General features: G+C 35.3%; 14 protein-coding genes and 1 pseudogene. 5 read left to right on the top strand and 10 right to left on the bottom strand.

The window, feature by feature from the left end:
* Positions 1–159: 159 nt before the first annotated feature.
* From WH223_RS12890 to WH223_RS12910, 5 genes are all read right to left on the bottom strand, one after another.
* Positions 160–828: a hypothetical protein gene (locus WH223_RS12890; RefSeq protein WP_340048131.1), complete on the bottom strand. Its 669-nt coding sequence runs from the start codon at positions 826–828 to the stop codon at positions 160–162.
* A gap of 127 nt (positions 829–955) precedes the next feature.
* Positions 956–1,237 (bottom strand): hypothetical protein, encoded by a 282-nt coding sequence (locus tag WH223_RS12895; protein WP_340048132.1) that lies wholly within the window; start codon positions 1,235–1,237, stop codon positions 956–958.
* A 168-nt stretch (positions 1,238–1,405) separates the two neighbouring features.
* Positions 1,406–1,663 carry a hypothetical protein gene (locus WH223_RS12900; RefSeq protein WP_340048133.1) on the bottom strand — a complete coding sequence of 86 codons (258 nt, stop codon included), beginning with the start codon at positions 1,661–1,663 and terminating at the stop codon, positions 1,406–1,408.
* 168 nt (positions 1,664–1,831) lie between these two features.
* Entirely contained in the window at positions 1,832–2,794 is a 963-nt protein-coding gene (locus WH223_RS12905) for a hypothetical protein (protein ID WP_340048134.1), read from the bottom strand.
* A 185-nt stretch (positions 2,795–2,979) separates the two neighbouring features.
* The gene (locus tag WH223_RS12910; protein ID WP_340048135.1) at positions 2,980–3,411 is read right to left on the bottom strand and encodes a WxcM-like domain-containing protein; all 432 of its coding nucleotides are present in this window, start codon (positions 3,409–3,411) and stop codon (positions 2,980–2,982) included.
* Between the two features lie 318 nt (positions 3,412–3,729).
* Here WH223_RS12910 and WH223_RS12915 point away from each other — a divergent pair, with 318 nt between their 5' ends.
* The 5 genes from WH223_RS12915 (at position 3,730) to WH223_RS12935 (ending at position 13,224) form a co-directional block, all read left to right on the top strand.
* Complete coding sequence (locus WH223_RS12915; RefSeq protein WP_340048136.1) at positions 3,730–6,861, top strand: SusC/RagA family TonB-linked outer membrane protein; 3,132 nt, start codon at positions 3,730–3,732, stop codon at positions 6,859–6,861.
* Positions 6,862–6,872: 11 nt separating this feature from the next.
* Positions 6,873–8,609, top strand: coding sequence for a RagB/SusD family nutrient uptake outer membrane protein (locus tag WH223_RS12920; RefSeq protein WP_340048137.1), 1,737 nt, complete (start codon positions 6,873–6,875; stop codon positions 8,607–8,609).
* A 767-nt stretch (positions 8,610–9,376) separates the two neighbouring features.
* Positions 9,377–9,964 (top strand): helix-turn-helix domain-containing protein, encoded by a 588-nt coding sequence (locus tag WH223_RS12925; protein WP_340048138.1) that lies wholly within the window; start codon positions 9,377–9,379, stop codon positions 9,962–9,964.
* 149 nt (positions 9,965–10,113) lie between these two features.
* Positions 10,114–11,229, top strand: a complete 1,116-nt coding sequence (locus tag WH223_RS12930) for a DUF4886 domain-containing protein (protein WP_340048139.1) — start codon at positions 10,114–10,116, stop codon at positions 11,227–11,229.
* Positions 11,230–12,111: 882 nt separating this feature from the next.
* Positions 12,112–13,224: an acyltransferase family protein gene (locus WH223_RS12935; RefSeq protein ID WP_340048140.1), complete on the top strand. Its 1,113-nt coding sequence runs from the start codon at positions 12,112–12,114 to the stop codon at positions 13,222–13,224.
* Between the two features lie 903 nt (positions 13,225–14,127).
* Here the strand turns inward: WH223_RS12935 and WH223_RS20120 are convergent.
* The 5 genes and pseudogenes from WH223_RS20120 to WH223_RS12955 all read right to left on the bottom strand — a co-directional run.
* Positions 14,128–14,297 (bottom strand): annotated as a pseudogene (locus tag WH223_RS20120) (IS3 family transposase); the annotation flags it as partial.
* A gap of 150 nt (positions 14,298–14,447) precedes the next feature.
* Positions 14,448–15,407, bottom strand: coding sequence for an MraY family glycosyltransferase (locus WH223_RS12940; protein WP_340048141.1), 960 nt, complete (start codon positions 15,405–15,407; stop codon positions 14,448–14,450).
* A 32-nt stretch (positions 15,408–15,439) separates the two neighbouring features.
* On the bottom strand, positions 15,440–16,351 hold the full coding sequence (locus tag WH223_RS12945; protein WP_340048142.1) for an NAD-dependent epimerase/dehydratase family protein: 912 nt from the start codon (positions 16,349–16,351) through the stop codon (positions 15,440–15,442).
* A complete protein-coding gene (locus tag WH223_RS12950) occupies positions 16,338–17,468 on the bottom strand; it encodes a glycosyltransferase family 4 protein (RefSeq protein ID WP_340048143.1) in 1,131 nt (376 codons plus the stop codon). Before WH223_RS12950 ends, WH223_RS12945 begins: the two co-directional genes overlap by 14 nt.
* 154 nt (positions 17,469–17,622) lie before the next feature.
* The gene (locus WH223_RS12955) at positions 17,623–18,726 is read right to left on the bottom strand and encodes a glycosyltransferase (protein WP_340048144.1); all 1,104 of its coding nucleotides are present in this window, start codon (positions 18,724–18,726) and stop codon (positions 17,623–17,625) included.

The raw sequence follows: 18,726 nt of genomic DNA on the forward strand, positions 1-18,726 counted from the left end.
AAACGGAAAGCCCTTTAATCAAATGGATGTTAAATGTTTATTCAACTTAACAGCTTCTTTAAAGATAAATTAGAATCGCTTTGTACGATTAGCTTTTCGCCTTCGCTATCATCAACATACACGAAGCGCTCCAATATATGTCCTCAAACAGCAATCTGGTTAATACATAGCCCAAATCAAATACAATACAGCGGCAATGATAAATATAATAATAGCACGATTTATATTATCCTTTAGATTCCGATTTGGATCACTTGGTTGAAAGGAATAGCTTTCAGGATGCGCCACGACAGCCTTTGGGGTTGCTAGATCTACGGCAACTTCATGATCTACTTCATTCGTTTTTTTAATCCTATACCGCACGGCCTTTTCTTCAGGCTGTATAGCGAAGAAACTTTTCCCAAGAACGACTTCAATTTGCTTCCAAATAACCTCTGACATGTCTTCGTTATCCGTTTCCATATCTAATGGTTCTCCAGCAACATCATCAACTTCGCCATTGGCCTCCATTTTGGAACGAACAAGTTTATTATCGACAACATAGTTGATATCAAAAAACATAGCACTCTCCGACAGGGCAAAAGTGAAAACATGAGCTTCAGGAAGGCCATAATCTACACCGATACACAAGTCTGATTCAAGAAAAACCAACGTTCCCTGTTCCGTAAAATATATATCGACGACACCCTCCTCCTTCCAATTTTCGGAAGCTTCATCAAATTCAATATGGCTATCAAACTCCAAATCTAACGCCAACATCTGAAATAAATCTGGTAATTGATGTTCTAGATTTTTATTAATTGCAATTCCTGAAATATTAAAACTCATGTTGTCTTATTTTAATGACCTGTACAAGGTGCACAACTCCCCAACAACTTGGTTCAAACAATGTTTCACACTTGATGAACTAAATTTCAAAAACAAAAGACAGTGAACTGACCAGTAATAACAAACATCAAGAATTCCTTTTTTCAAGATCTTCTCTAATTTGAGTAACCAGAATCTTCGAACAGTTAACTAATTCAGCAATATCAGCATCAGATAAACCTAATCTTGTAATCGAGTTCTCAATAATAGCTTTCTGAAATAATAATCTACCTTTCTCGATACCGATATCGATTCCCAGAACTCGACCTTTCTCGATACCCTTTTCAATACCTTCAGCTCTACCCTTTTCAATTCCGATATCGATCCCCTCTCGCTTAGCCTTATCCAACAAATATTCTTTTGTATTCATAATTGTCCTCTTTCCTAATTTATTTTCAAGCTCATTAACAGGCTTTCTATTAAATTGACATCAATGCTTATTCGTAAAAAACATAGCTGAAATTTACAATCTTAACAGTTATTAGAATCATTCAGAAATAAATATCCCCTAAAAAAATCAGGTGAGTCCTATCAAACATCAAGAATTCCTTTTTTCAAGATCTGCTCTAATTTGAGTAACCAGACTCTTCGGACAGTTAACTAATTCAGCAATATCAGCATCAGATAAACCTAATCTTGTAATCGAGTTCTCAATAATAGCTTTCTGAAATAATAATCTACCTTTCTCAATACCGATATCGATTCCCAGAACTCGACCTTTCTCGATACCCTTTTCAATACCAATGTCGATCCCCTCTCGCTTAGCCTTATCCAACAAATATTCTTTTGTATTCATAATTGTCCTCCTTCCTAATTTATTTTCAAGCTCATTAAAAGGCTTCCCATTAAATTGACATCAATGCTTATTCGTAAAAAACATAGCTGAAGTTTACAATCTCAACAGTTATTAGAATCATTCAGAAATAAATATCCCCTAAAAGAATCAGGTGAGTCCTATCAAACATCAAGAATTCCTTTTTTCAAGATCTGCTCTAATTTGAGTAACCAGACTCTTCGGACAGTTAACTAATTCAGCAATATCAGCATCAGATAAACCTAATCTTGTAATCGAGTTCTCAATAATAGCTTTCTGAAATAATAATCTACCTTTCTCAATACCCTCAACTCTACCCTTTTCAATACCGATATCGATACCCTCTCGCTTAGCCTTATCCAACAAATATTCTTTTGTATTCATAATTGTCCTCCTTCCTAATTTATTTTCAAGCTCATTAACAAATTTACTCAAACCATCTGACTCCTGAAAACCAACATAATAGGTTAAAAAATCATATATAGCTTTACGCTCAGCAGTCCCCATAGCTCGTTTTAACATTTCATCATACAAACGATGTTTCATGTCTCGAAGCATATCATCTGCTACATGCTGATGTTTTATAGCCCATAATGCTGTCAATACCACAACAGCAAAAGGATTTTCGTTATCCTGTAATTCTTCTTCTTTTTGTTGTAGAATTTTGTAGCTATTGAACCTATAAAACAAATCCGTACCCATAAACCGTTGTCTATAATACTTTGGATGATAATCACGATGAGCATCAGCTAAAATAACGATAGCCATCACGGGCGCCTGATATTTATCAACAATCTTGTAGTAATATTGAAACATTCGCTTAGCCAGATCCTCCTTACTTTTCCCGGACTGCACCTCAATATGACACAAGATGAATTGTTCGGCACCGGATTTCAAAAAGACTCTAACCAATTTATCGACATAGCGAAGGCCTTTACCATGGGGCTCTGGGGGAAATAGTGTTTCAAATTCCTTATCCAGATAATCAACCTTTCGCTGTAGATCAAAGACTAAAGCCGCATCGGGAAAGAAAAAAGTCAAAAAATGGGTAAAAGTCTGCTCGATAATCGCTTTCCACAGCGGATCATCAATACGTCGCCTTGTGGAACTCATATTTTAGTCGTCTTATAATCAACTAAATATAATCAAGACACAGTGAAAGAGAAGCCTTAAAAAGTCAGAATACTTAAAAGAAAAGACATAATAAAGGCCTTATAGTGAACACAAAATAGTCTATAAAAGAAGAGAATATGTTCATAAAGCCGTTAGGTTAGGCGTCTTTATGAACATCGTATAGACTAATCTTCCTTACGATTTTGGAAATAATCAACGGGATAGGTATAGTCATCAGTCTTGGCGTGGTCAATACCAAAATCCGCATAGACTAAAAGCTCGCTATTCGGCTCCAAAGCACGAAAAGCAGTGCCATATCCAACTGGCATATGTAAAACTTGCATATCGTCCGATTTCAAAAGCAGTCGTTCGACAGGAAGATCTTGGCTAGCCGTTGTCCAATCATCAATCTTCACAATATCAACGGTAAAAGAACCTGATATCACATAAAACCAACGCTGCTCCGTGCGATGTGCACGCCAGCCTCTCACCAACGCTGTGTCGGCATTTTTAATAATATAAAAACGCTTGACTTCGCTCATATCAAAATCATTTACAAATCGAATATGACCACGATGGTCCTCTGCGATGCCGCCAACTATTTGTGATGGTTTCATAAAGTTGTTTTTTTACGAAAATACAACTTTATATTCTTCTAGGAAGGACTTTTCCAGACAGTTATCCTCCTAACAGCCGACAAAATAAAAAACTAATATTCAGACAATTACAAAACAAGCCGTGATTATCTTCAGAAATCGATTTCGTAGATAAAACAATCGATTGTTAATAACACCGTCGATGAAAAACAACACAAACCACTGTATATTAACTAGATAAAAACCAAATATAATACGATTATGAACTTTAATTTAGCAAAACCTATGCAAATCCCCTTGCATTGGAAAACCGTTGCTGTCCTTGTAATTTTCTTGCCTATGTTTTCAGTACATGCAGCAAAAAACACTGACCACCAACGATTAACGACAAATGTTACAACCACACAAATTGCGGTTAATGGTTTGGTAGTAGACCACAATGGGGTTCCTATAGAGAACGCAACCATTACCGAAAAGGGAACAAAAAATGCAACACAAACGAACGAAAAAGGCCGGTTTAAACTCCAGGTTAGCAGCCTAACAGCGCTGCTAACGGTTTCAAGCATAGGCTATACCGATAAAGAAGTAATCGCTTCAGCAGTATCGATGGTGGTGTTAAACCAGCAACAAGATCAGATTGAGGAAGTAGTTGTTGTCGGTTACGGCACACAGAAAAAAACAAACATAACAAGCGCCGTATCTCAGGTTGATAGCAAATTATTGCAAGACCGCCCTTCGCCGAGTATCGTGAACATGTTGCAAGGAGCTGCTCCAGGCTTGGTGGTGACAAGAAACTCTGGTAGGCCTGGCAGTCAGGGGTTAAGTATGCAGATTCGTGGAGAAACATCCGCCAACGGAAATGTGCCGCCACTCATTGTTATCGATGGTGTGATAAGCTCTCAAGAAAGCTTTAGCGCATTAAATCCTGCAGATATAGAAAATATCAACATCCTTAAAGATGGTGGAGCTACAGCTATTTATGGAGCACAATCTGCCGGAGGCGTAATCCTAGTGACCACCAAAATTGGAAAAATAGGTAAACCAAGAATCAACCTATCCAGTAATCTAGGGATTCAACGACCGGGAAATATTCCAAAACGACTATCCTTAATTGATGAAATGAACTATGTAAATCTTGCACGCGCCAATGCAGGACTTAATCCAGAATACTCCGAAGAAGATTTATTCTATGCCGTCAATGGCCCATCTTTCGTATTGGGCGATAATGGACTATGGCACACCTACAACCAAGAAAGCCTTATCGATATGGTTGTAAAAGACTATTACACAATATATAACCATAATGTACAAATTTCGGGTGCCAATGAAAAAATAGCATACATGGCTTCCTTGGGCAACATGTCACAAAACGGCATGTTTAAAGTCGGTGATGATAAATATTCCCGCACCAATGCACGGGTCAACCTATCGGCACGGATAACGAACTTTTTAAAATTAAATATTGGGTCTACATATACACAACAATCCACAGATAATCCTCAAGATGGTGGCTATGGGCTTGAAGGTGGTGGAAACGGCATCCTACGTCAACTATTTTCTTCACGTATGCGTTTCCCGATTTACAACGAGGATGGCAGCTACTATCGAAACGGTACCTCATCGGCCTTTGGCTATGCGCTACTTAAAGATGGAGGCTTTAACACCGATAAAAAGGGGACTTACTTCAACACGGTCACAGCGACTATAGATAACCTTATTGATGGTTTAACAGCACGGTTCATGTACAGCAGAGAAGATACTCGCTTAGAGAATCAAAATTTCCGTAGAACAGTCACGTATTACTCCGGCCCTCAATCGAATAGCGCGAGCCAATTAAATAACCCTAACAATTTTTCTATTCAGAACCGAAATAGTCTCAGACAAAACTACCATGCTATTCTAGATTATGACCTAAAAATCAGCGCGAAACACAATTTTCATATTATGGCGGGTTACCAGTTTTACGACTATGTACGTAAACAAATTACCGCATCGACAAAAAATCTATACGTTAATGATAACCCTAGTTTAAATTTCACGGCCGATCCGGCCAACAAAAGTCATTCTCAAGAAATAGATACAGAAAAAATGCAATCTTATTTCGGGCGGTTCAATTACAACTTTAAGGAAAAATATCTTTTTGAAGCTACAGTACGGAGTGATGAAAGCTCTCGCTTATCACCAAATAAAAGAATTAAAGTATTTCCTTCATTTTCTGCGGGATGGAATATCCACAAAGAGCCCTGGTTTAATAAATTCAGTACATATATCAACGAACTAAAGCCACGTGTATCCTGGGGGAAAGTAGCCTCAAACCTTGGCATTGGTTATTATGATTACATCGGACAATTAACGATTAAAACAGACCTTATCCTCGGCGATGGACGTCAAACATATGTATATCAAAACTTGATACCGGCGACAAATTTAACATGGGAAACCATTGAAACCCGAAATTACGGTTTTGATTTCAGCCTTTTAAACCGCAAGCTGAGCGGGAGCTTTGATTATTTCAATAAATTTAACAACAATATGCTTGTTTCTGTAGCATACCCAAATACCATCGGCATCCGTGTTCCTAAATCAAATGAAGGAAAACTGAAAACCTGGGGATGGGAGGCCGCATTAAGCTATAGGGATAAAATTGGAACCAATTTCAGCTATAACGTTGCGCTGAGTATGGCTGATAATAAGAATAAGCTCATCTACTTCGGAGGAGCAAGCAATATCATTTCACCAGGGGTCAATAAAACAGTAGAAGGGTTTGCCCTTAAATCTATCTGGGGATACCAAACCGACGGTTACTTTCAAAATCAGGAGGAGCTAGAAAATGCGCCTAGCTACCAAAAGCTACTCAATGTTGAGGGCGTACCTGGATTGGGAGATATCCGATACATAGATGTTAATGGAGATGGAGAAATCAGCCCTGGAAAAAATACTGTCGATGATTCGGGGGACTTACGCTACCTAGGTGATACAAACCCACGCTACCAATATGGCCTAAACGTCAACCTAAACTACAAAAATTTTGATGTAAGCTTCTTTATTCAAGGAATTGCTAAACGTAAATTTAAGCCTAGTAATGAACTTATTCAACCGCAGCTTTACTCTTGGTACCTTCCTATGAGTTTTCAAACGGACTATTGGACACCAGAAAATAGAAATGCAGCCTATCCAAGACCTTACCTCCAAGGAAACCAAAATTTCCAAGATTCGGATAAATGGTTTATGAATGGAGCCTATGCCCGACTGAAGAACATACAGATAGGATACTCTTTAACAAAAGAAACATTTAAAGCATTACCTTTTTCTCGTATACGCTTATTTGCCTCTGGCGAAGACCTATTGACAATTTCAAAGCTCGGCATTTACAAAGGTGTTATCGATCCGGAAATGAAGCCTGAAGATAATAAAGTATCTCCTTATCCATTTACAACTACTATTTCTTTCGGTCTAAACGTTGATTTTTAATTTCTATTCTTATGAAAAACCTACATACACAACTCGTTAAATTTTTATGCCTAGCAATTTTCTATAGTTCCTGCTCCGTTGACACATCGCCAGAGGCTAATATTAGCAACCAGAACTATTGGAATACAGTATCCGATTTACGACTAGCGGCCAATTACTTTTATTCGACCCTACCGGGACTTACAAATTCAGATGTCACGGAAGACAACTGGTCAACCGATGCCTATCCGAATAGTACGGGCAACAACATTAGCGATGGATCCAGAGTCACTCCCGCAACAAGCAACGATTATGACTATTATCGAATTTATCAAGCAAATCAATTAATAGAAAAATCAGCACAAGTGCTGCAAAACGGCGGAAAAGCAGAAGAAGTGAATTGGTATATCGGTGAAGCTCGTTTTTTTAGAGCTTGGTACTATTTCGAACTTTTTAAACGCTTTGGAGGAATGCCGCTGATTACAAAGACAATGCTCGTTGATGATCCAGATATCTTTCTTCCTCGCGCTAGCCGAGAGGAAGTATTAACCTTAATATATTCAGATTTAGACTTTGCGATAAGCGTATTACGAACTTCCGACCAACTGAATAGCAGCAAAGAATATGGGCGCATTTCTAAAACAGCAGCCCTAAGTTTCAAAAGTAGTGTAGCCCTATTCGAAGGAACGAGGTCCAAGTTTCACCAATATGGTGATTATAAAAAACACCTTAACCTAGCTAAAGATGCTGCAGAAGCGGTTATAAATACGGGTGATCATGCGATATTTTCTCAACCTACAGCAGGTACCGCAAAGGAAGTTCTCAATAATGCATATTTCAACCTTTTCCAAGAGGCAGGAGAAGGCCGCGCTAATAAAGAAAATATAATTGTACGTGTATACGGCCAAACACGAGAGAACAACATTATTACGACTCCAGTACAACGTTTTTATGAAGGCAACAACATTGTCGCCACACAAAACTTTGTAGATAGTTACTTAATGGCCGACGGTTTACCTAAAAAGAAGTCTCCTTTGTATACGGAGCCTAATGCAAAAACAACGCATGCCGGTTATTTCAGTAAACAGGACCCGCGCATGAGCTTTACGTTATTTAAAAAAGGTGATGAATATATAACAAGTGGAGCATACAACCTTCCTCATCCAAACCTTCAACGAAGTGGATTTGCTATCCGTAAATATGCCAACAAAACATACTGGGGCTTACAAGCTTCGTTTATCGATAAGCCTGTTTTACGCTATGCGGAAGTTTTACTCAATTACGCGGAGACTATCTATGAGCTTGAGGAGACTATTTCTGATGAGCTATTGAACAAAACGATTAATCAACTTAGAGCTCGCCTACCTCAAGTTAATATTGGCACAACTACGGAGCCTAATTTCCAATCTATCCCAAAACTCACGAATGCCTTTATACAAACATATGGCCTTAGCATGCGAGAAGAAATACGGAGAGAAAGAAGGGTAGAATTAGCCTTTGAAGGATTCCGCTACTGGGATCTTATCCGTTGGAAAACGGCCGAAATTGAACTCCCCGAAACACTATACGGGAGCTATCTGTTTTCGGAATATTTAACAAATTCAGGTCAAGCTTGGTCGCCAAATACACCCGTCGACAGTCGAAACTATATCATCTTACAAGATGCCAAACTACGAAAATTCGACCCTGAAAGGGATTACTTGTGGCCAATACCGATGAACGAAATTGCTAAAAACCCAAACAATTTAACACAAAACCCTCAGTGGTAATCGTTTTTTCTACAAAATAAAGGTCATCAATTAGTTGATGACCTTTATTTTGTGACTTATTATTAAACTATGCCTTTCAGTCCTATATTGTTAAAAAACTAGCCCCAGGAACAATAAAACACGCTATTTCAATAATAAAAAACCAGCTACCTGGCGCTACTTCCTAACCAGTAGCGCCCCGTACAAAGAAATCATTGCAAAGTTGCAGAAAGATTAGTATTTTTAGTCTGCAGACCGTACTAAATCTAACGATTGACCTACATGGTTTTTTTCGTACGTTGTATTTGTAGCTGGCCGCGGCTTTTGAGTGGGTATTGGAAACATCATCATACATAGATACTCTTCTAATGCTCCATTTCTGATTGCTCTAGGCCGCTTTGCTTGACACCTTAGGTGTTCAATTTTATTCCCTTGCTGTTTAGTATGCAATGAGCACACTAAACAGCAAGATAGATGCTCTTCTATTAAGGGACTGAAACGATAAAATTGGTTCAACAAGCGCCATTGGTTTGTTTATTGTACGCCCTGCGTAACAAATTTTTATGATCGTCTACCGTAAAGCACTGCCCCGTTGATTTTAAAATCAAGCTTTACACTTAAAATGCTCTGAAATAAATATTGGAAACGTTTAAATAAAGATAATCCTATAAAAGGAAGCGTCTTTTTTGGAATGTAGTGCGCTATTTAATTACGAGCGTTGCTATGCAATCGCCTATATCAAATATAAAAAAATTAATAGATTATTCAAACCTTTATGTTCTAGAATCATGAGAAAAGAATTAAACACTCCCCGTAAATATGGGGAACAGGTAGCCAAGTACCTCAAAGAAACCTCGCTAAGTACAGCGGACCTTGCGCAAATGACAAAGTCAAACACGGATAATGTTCGGGCCATTATTCGTGGAGACGTGAGCCTAACCTTGGCCAAAATGATTAAAATCGCTGATTTATTCGGTATTACGTATTATGAGTTCGCTGACCCGAACTTCCCAATACCGGCCTATGATCGTCTTCCAGAGAAAACGAAAGTCGTCATTCTACGACGTAAAAAAATAGGTACACCAACTCGTGATTATCGTGCACTACTTGCAAAGAACTTGGACAAACTAATCCAAGAAGCCGAAGTTAATGTGCCAACGACTTCAGCAATTCTACTTGGAAAAATGGACAAGCAGCTGGAAACACGAAACCCTAGTGAAATAACCAACCTACTCCGTAAACCACCTCGCAATAAGTTTATTGTTCCGCTGACTAAAATCGGAGCGCAGCAGGTTTTTATTGTCAAAGACTATTTAGAGAAATATCAAGAACTCACTGAAGACGAAATTCGTGCGCTCATAAATAAGTCAAAATAAAAAACGTCCCCATTTGATAAAACAAATGGGGACATTTTTTATTTTATGGACAAAAAGATTTACACTAGAAAATTAAACCGCCAAAATATTTTAGAAACAAGGGTATTTTTAGTAAAAAAATATTTTAATTTGTTATCAAATTCCAACGGATGAAATACCTGCTATATCTGACCTTTTCAATGGTCTTTCTTTCAATGTATTCTTGCAATAAAAAACAAGATGCAAATAAACCGTTTGAGCTAAACACTCATACATTAACATTAAAACCGGGAGATACAGCTACTCTTACACTTCTTAAAAACATTCCCTTTGATTATGAATTAAAATGGGGAATATCTGACAAAAACGTTATAAATGAATACAGTGTAGATTCTATTTCATATTCTTTTACTGCAGAAAATGAAGGAAAAAGTACCATTTACATTAAAATTCCTGAATTGAATGAAGTTGATTCGTGCGTAGTGACTGTCGGAAAAAGCAATTTAGTCCGCATTTTGGCTATTGGAAATAGCTTCTCTGAGGATGCTCTTGAAGAACATCTATATAATTTAGCCTCTGCCAGTAACAAACAAATAATGATAGGTAATCTCTATATAGGTGGTTCCAGTCTTTCAGACCATATTCAAAATGTAAGAGGTAATCTTCCAAACTATAGTTACAGAAAAATAGAAATAAACGGAATAAAAATAACTACAGAAAAAACATCGATTTATGAAGCATTAAATGATGAATATTGGGATTACATAAGCTTTCAACAAGTAAGCTATGAAGGTGGAATCTATTCAACTTTTGAAAAACTATTACCTGAATTGTACGATTACGTTTCAAAAAACAACCCATATTACAACACCAAATACCTTTTACATCAAACCTGGGCCTATGGCCCTAAATCTAATCATCAAGGTTTTAAACGATATGATAACGATCAAGTAAAGATGTACGAGGCACTCGTTTCTAGTTATGATAAGGCAAAAAAGTTAATACCAATATATCGAGTTATTCCGTCTGGCACTGCAATACAAAATGCTAGGAACACTTCTTTAGGTAATGATTTAACGAGAGATGGTTATCATTTAAGCTTAGACAAGGGAAGATATATTGCTTCATGTACTTGGTTTGAAGCCCTTTTTAGAACAAAAATTGAAAGCAATACTTACAGGATTACTAGCATGACAGAAAATGAAATAGCAATCAGTAAATGGGCCGCACATGCGGCTATAATTCAACCTCTTAAAGTAACGAAAAAACAAAACTCTCCGTTTTAAGTGCCTGCATAGTATTCTCCGGCAATCCAAAAACTGATTTTTTCAAATTTGAAGATCATTTTGTTGTTTTATAAGTTTCACATCAAAGACATTCCAACATGATTTTTTAAATAAAGACTTCGTATTCTAGCAAACATTTCTCTTTTTTCAAACAAATTAAAAACATTACATTTAGTCTGTTAAAAATTTCAATGGAGAGAAAATTTCAGAGTTCCAAATAGTAAGTATTCTCAAAAGCTTGTGAATTAAAGGATACAAAATATAGCTTCGAGAGCATGGAATTTCAGAATCGGGAGTTACTCAATCTTCTTCAAAAAGAAAAAGCTAGCATAAAAATAAATGTTTATCAACTTACATATTGACAACTGTATATTAAACAAGACAACTAAAAAATATTTAACATTCTCTGAACTCAAAGAGTTTTCGTATTAAGTTATAAAAAAGCAAGGAATCGACATTTATAAAGCATGTAAAATTTTCTGTATGAATCGATGTCTACACTACTATTACGACTTACAAAAGGACAATCAAGTCGTTATTCAAAACTAATATTTTAGCATAAACAGATATATCACAAAAGGATTTAAAATCTATTTTAGTAAAATTAGACTAGACAATTTGCTATGAAATAGAAAAAAGAGTCAAACTTTAAGATAGACTATACTAGTCATCAACAACAGACATAACCAAACCGGTGGAATCAATCTTTATATCCATTAGTCCACTAAAACATTTACTATTTGAAAATGGGAAACTTCAATTTTTCTATAAAAACTCCATTTTTGCTTAAAAGTACGTATTACAACAAGAATAAGTATTAAGAAAATAGTACATTTGTAAAATTAAACAGTACTCTCTGTAATTGAAAAATCTTTTTTTTTAATGAGCAATAAACTTAAACGATACGTGGGGCTTGACTTATTTAGAGCTATTTTAATGTTAATTGGCCCCGCCTTCCATATAGCTCTTATTTTTGACACACCTGAAATAATCACTAAGGTTGATACAAATAATATTCTGCTCCACAATTTATTATCAATTACACACTCATTTAGGATGGAGTTTTTTTTTCTTCTCTCTGGTTTTTTCAGTTCTTACCTTATTGAAAACAAAGGGGCACAATATTTCTGGCAAAATAGGATAAAAAGATTGTTTTATCCTTTGGTAACGAGCCTTATATTTATACTCCCTCTTACTATTTATACGTATGATTTAATTATCGAAGATAATCCATTAAGAACAACGTCACATCTTTGGTTTATGATTACCCTCAGTGCTGTAGCATTAATATACTATTTTTACTACCCGCTAATAAAGAAAATAATAGATTTAATTAATAATATTCCACATTTTATAATAGTAAGCTTACTATTAACCTTTTTATTAATTTATACAAAACTTAACGAACACGCTCCTTTTTTACAAGGTACATATGGAGAACAGGTTCGTTTTTTCTTACTATCATCCATTCCTAGGAATACAACTATCTCTATTCTTGGCTCCCTGCTTTTTTATAAATCTTATAAATTATCAAATTTATTAGGTTTAACTTCAACCTTTATTTTTATTACTCTAAATAGCATTGTTCGCAGTGTAAATTTTTCTGAAATAAATCCATTGAATAGAATACTCTTGATAATAATTTATGCTTATAGTATAGCTTACCTTATGCTTTTTATCTTCAATTATTTTAAAAATCTAGAAATAAAAAAATCTTCTGTAATAACTTTTTTAGTAAATAGCTCTTTGGTGATATATCTTGTTCACCATCCTTTGATTTTTTTAAATACATATTTAATTGACAAAATAGCATTAGACTCTTACAACTTCTTTATTATGATAATGGTATTTACATATATTCAGTCAATATTATTCTTTATTGTGTTAAGTCAATTTCAACTTACACGAATATGCTTTGGAATAAAAGAAAAAGTCAATTTCTATCCTTATTTTAAAGAAAAAATAAAGCCCTCCCCATTTTCAAACATTGAATAAAGATACACTTCAATGAACTCTTACCATTCTTAGGGCTATTTAAAAGTAGAAAATTCGACTGTTTATCTATAAACATTTCAGCTGTTTAATCCCCTAAACAGCTGTGAAAGCTAAATGTGTTATATTCTAACCGCCAATCCTATATTTTTTGTTTGGCTCTCTCCAATGAAAGGAACAATTTCGTATTTAAGCATTCATCACAGCCCCGCCATTGAACAACTCAATACACGCATTATCAGTTGGATTTCCTATCTTTTAGAAAACAAGCTCAATTGTTTGTTCATAGATACCACGATCCATTTCTTTTCAGATAAGCTCTGAACCCCTATCAACTTGAATTTTCTTGGATATGTCACCACTAAATAACCTCACCTGTTCTATCACTTCAACAACTTGATAGCCTTTGATACTTTGTCCTACATGAATTGGTACACATTTATGCTATAATTATACACCATAGTTAAGCACCGGATTTTCTTGCCGTCAAATAGAGAGCCCGATAAAAAGTCTATTCCCAAGCAATCGTGCAAATTAAAAAAAATAGGTCTTTCGAATCTATCTGAGGCAGGCCTGCAACTTCTAAGGCGGCTTCCTACTCAAGTTTAATCTTTTTTCTATATTGATACGATAAACCATTTTATGATTATCTGGCCATCCTATGTGTCGCAAAAGTACATAAACCCATCAAAGCAAATATTTAACCCGATACTCCGCAATATTTCGTATTCTTAAGTGTAGCGAAGTATAAAACGCTTAGAGCTTTTATAATACCACACAGATTTATTCAAAAGTGACACTTAGCAGGCTCTACTCAAGGAAACTCGATAATCAGAAAGCACACCCTTAACTATTTTGCGACGCTAGGGAGAACTCAATACTTTTTTAAGACACTTGTAACATTTACTTATCTAGAATCAAATCCGCAACAAGTTTTTCAAGCGGTGCATTCTCCCTTCTAATTGACGTAACTTGCGTAGTTCAAAAATACCTAAACAACCTTATTTATGCTTCCGTTTATTAAATGTCACTTCGCTAATACGTATCTTACGACAGAATTCATCAACGCGAGTTCCTGCCTAAGACTGCGTGGTTACAAAGGCAATCTCTACTTCTGCTAAACTCCAATCTTTTCAACGTTTTTCCTCTTATTTAAAATTAGTAATTCAGATCCAAATTCTTTATTTTTAAAATATTCGTTTTTTAGGGAGGAGGTCTACTCATATTTAACCTACGAAATAGCGACGGATAACATATGTTTTCCCAACAAGGTAAAGTATGCTCATTCCAGTAAGAAGAGAAATAGCGAAAAATAATTTGGTAACTAATTCTTCTTCAACAAACTGAATAACGAGTAGCCCTATTAAGAATTGAACAGCGCCATAAAGAAAAGATACAAGAAGCTTATTAACTTTTGCCTCATTGCCTAAAAACTGATATAAATGCGAACGATGGGCTTGAAAAATATTCTCTTTTCTCACCAATCGTCGAACGATAGTCCATACGGCATCGATACCATAAACGGACAAGAATAGAATGTACAAGAACTCTCCTGTAGCCAACATCAAGGCGCCTAGAGCAAACAATAAAATATAGGCAATGGCTACAGATCCTACGTCACCAGCAAAGCATTTTGCTTTATTACGAAAGTTGAAAAAGGCAAACACCCCAATACCCAGAAGGGTATAAATCAACAAATCTTGCTCAACAAAACTTACAGTTTGGTTTACCAATAGCAATAGTCCTCCTACAGCAAGACTATAACTGGCCGTAATACCGTTAATGCCGTCCATAAAGTTATATGCATTGATAACCCCAACAGCCACGACAAACGCAATCAACAGCACATACCAAGGCATAGCAAACAAATCTAACTGATAGGCCATCAGCAATACGGAGCTGAAATGAATCAGCAAACGTAGCTTATTCGACAAGGTGAAAACATCATCCAAGAAAGATATAGACGTCATCAACGTCAATCCCAGAAAGAACCAAGGATAAGGAAAACCTGATAGTACGAAATATAGAAGAACAGCAACATAAAAGATTATTCCTCCGCCACGCAAAGTAACTGTACTATGTGAGGAACGCTCATTTGGTCGGTCGATAATGTTAAATCGGTCAGCGATTCGAAAGTAAGCCAACTCAACGGCAAATAGTATTATAAATATTAAAATATAAATCATCTCTTGGTCAATAGTAATTTAGATGGTCACAATTATAGACCACGAAAAGATTGAATTGTTTTAATAAGTCCCTCCTCAGCAGTCAACGGTAGCTTTTCAATACCTAAAGCTGTTTTGATCTTTTGGTTGGAGACTACTAAACTGCTTGTCATTTTTTTTAGTCTCTTTGAATTAAGAGGAATAGGAATAATATCACCAAACCTTGCGAGCAATTCGACTAACTTCTTGGGGATAACTAATTTCATCGTATTCTTTCCCGTGACAGACTTAATAATTTGAATGATATCTGATGTTGCAATAGACTCATCATCCGAAATATGATAGATTCCAGATTCAATCCGCTCTCTCTTTTCTAACAATTGCTGGATAAAGAAACAGAAATTATCAATAGAAATAAAAGATCGCTCGTTATTAAATACCGCTAATGGATAAGGAATTCCTTTAGATATCAACTTGTATAACAAACCTAAATTGCCTTTATCTCCTGCTCCATGTACCATAGGAGGTCTAAGAATAATAAGCCTTTTATCTTCTGCTAATTCTTGAGCTAATAACCACTCTTCTGCAGCTCGCTTAGACTTTCCATACCAAGAAGTAGGATTGGAAGTAGCCTGTTCTGTTAAAGCTTCACTAGATTCAAATTCCTCAAGCGCCGCTAATGAACTTACGTGAATAAGCAATTTAGCATCCGAGGCGCTAAAGGCTTCAAAAACTTCCTTTGCTAACTCAACATTCGCATCGTAATAATCTTGCTCCGTGGCTGTTCCCTGATGGTCGTGTGCTTTACCAACAAGGTTGATAATTACGTCTGTTTCCTTCAAAAATGCTTTCCAAGACGGATCTCTTAAAGATAGGCCTGTCGCATTCTTAATATGCTGCAATAAGCTTTGCCCGATAAAGCCCGAAGAACCGAGTAAACTAATTGTATATTTAGTTTGTATCACCTAAAAATTTATTAAAGATATCCGCCATTTGTTTGAGACAAATATTTAACTCAAAATTATTAGCTATTATAGAAGCTTCTTTTCCCATAGATTCACGAAGTGAAGAATCATTTATTAAAATACTAGCTTTTTCAACAAAATCACGATCGGATTTAAGCGAAAACAAGAAACCATTTATCCCATTATTAACGAGCTCCCTATGTCCCCTTTCATCACTGACTAAAATGGGTAGGCCAGTAAACATTTCTTCTAAAGTATTTATAGGCAAGCCCTCCTGCTTACTAGAAGATAAACCAATATCAGCTACTTGAAATAAAACCTCAATATCTGTTCTAAATCCTAGAAAATGTACAACCTTTTCCAATGAAAATTCTTTAACCATCCTCTTTAAATAATGCTCGTACTCTCCCCTACCAGCAAACAAAACTATAGTATTTTCAAAGGTTTCCTTATTCTTAGAAATAGCACGAATTATAAATTCATGATTTTTTCTTTTAGACAACTCTGCTGCATAAATAAAAACTAGAGTATTCTCTCCAAAACCTAAATCTTTCCTCTTCCCATTTCTTACTTTTTTAGGTAAAGTATAAAATTTTCTTGAATTTACCCCGATACCTGGAATTTTGAAATACTCACAAGACTGATTTCCATATTTTTTAATTCTTCGGAAATCCTCTTCATTTATTGTTATAACAGCATCTGTTAATTGTGTTAAAAAAATCTCAATAGGAAAATAAAGTGCCCACTTAAATACTGACGCACCTTTAAAAAAATGAAATCCGTGAGCAGTATACAAAAGCTTCATTCCTTTTTTTCTTGCCTTTACACTTGCTAATCGAGTAATCACACTAGCCATAGGAGTGTGACAAGTAACCAAAGAAAAGTCATTTTCAGTAATTATTTTTTTAATTTGCCTAAATGCTAAAAAGTTCTTTCTTTTAAAAGGTGATCTTTCAAAATCAATCTGCCATTTTTTATCGACAAAATCTAGGCATAAATTACCATTAGATGCCACATGAGTTTCATAACCATTATCTTTAAACCATTTTAAGTATGGAATATGAAATGATTTAATGTGACCATCTACAGTTGCAACAAATAATATTTTTTTTTTCATAAGCCAGTATAATTACCTCCTAGGTTAGCATATTAAGAAGATCCAGAATAATATAAGATTAATTAACAATAAAAAACAAATACCATATTATAATAATTGAGTCTCCCTTAAAAAGAATATATTAAAAAGGCTATTAAAAAACACTATCAAATGACTATTTTAACAATTGAGACAACAGGCTTGACCAATTGTCAACAGTAATACCTTTACCTTTACTCTCAAAATCAACAACACTTAGAAAATCACTATCTCCAGAACTAAGCCTAATCATTTTATCCCGAAGCTCCACTTCATTATCTGCATTAAAAAAACTAGTTAAATGGCTACCTTGCGAAGAAGTACGTGCATAAGGTAAATCAGCAAGTAACATTGGCTTTCCTAATGGAGAAAATTCAGATATAGGGAGTCCCCATGTTTCTATTTTGGATGCAAAAATAAGACAATCAGCTTTAGTATACATTTCAATCATTTCCTCTTTACACAGAAAACCGACAAATTTAATCCTATTAAATTTTGAGTATTTTTTATAAAGCCATCGCTCATATCTATTACCAAGAGGATTTATTGTTAAATAAACTTTAAAATTAATATTTTCAGGAATTTTACTCGCTGCTTCGCATACTAAATGAAAATTTTTATGTGTCGACGCAGAAGAAGGATAGAAAAAAACATACCCATCACTCTCATAATCAACGCCTTCTATATAAAATTTATCAGAAGCCTTAGGATAAGCTACAATCATTTTTGATTCATTTAAATCAAAAATTTTCAAAAATTCCTTTTTCAACCAATCTTGTTGAACAATAACATAATTATTCCTTTTTATATTAATTCTATATGCAAATTTTGAAAGTAATGAAAAAAGAACAACCTTATAATTAAATCTCAAATCAAAGAGACTCCATTTGTAAAAAGGAAAAGAATTATGACAATATACAGCTCTACGCTTCGCTTCAACGTTTGGTGAGGTATCATGCAATGACAACCATAAAAAGACATTCGAAATGTTTTTAGAAATTTTCTTTAAAGTAACATATTCACACCACATCCTAGCAAACCATGACTTTTTAGCCCATGGAATTTCAATATATTCAATATTAGGGTAAAAAGCCAAAGATTTAGTATGTACAATGGCCACAACACGATAGTTTTTGTCACTTGCTATTTCAGATAAGCAACTTAAACAATCATGTAATACTGTTAGTGTTCCCCCTACAATCAGATTTACAGCGGAGACAACAATAATTTTTTTTTCCAT

Origin of the sequence: Sphingobacterium sp. MYb382 (assembly GCF_037572665.1) — a bacterium.
Classification (GTDB): Bacteria; Bacteroidota; Bacteroidia; order Sphingobacteriales; family Sphingobacteriaceae; genus Sphingobacterium.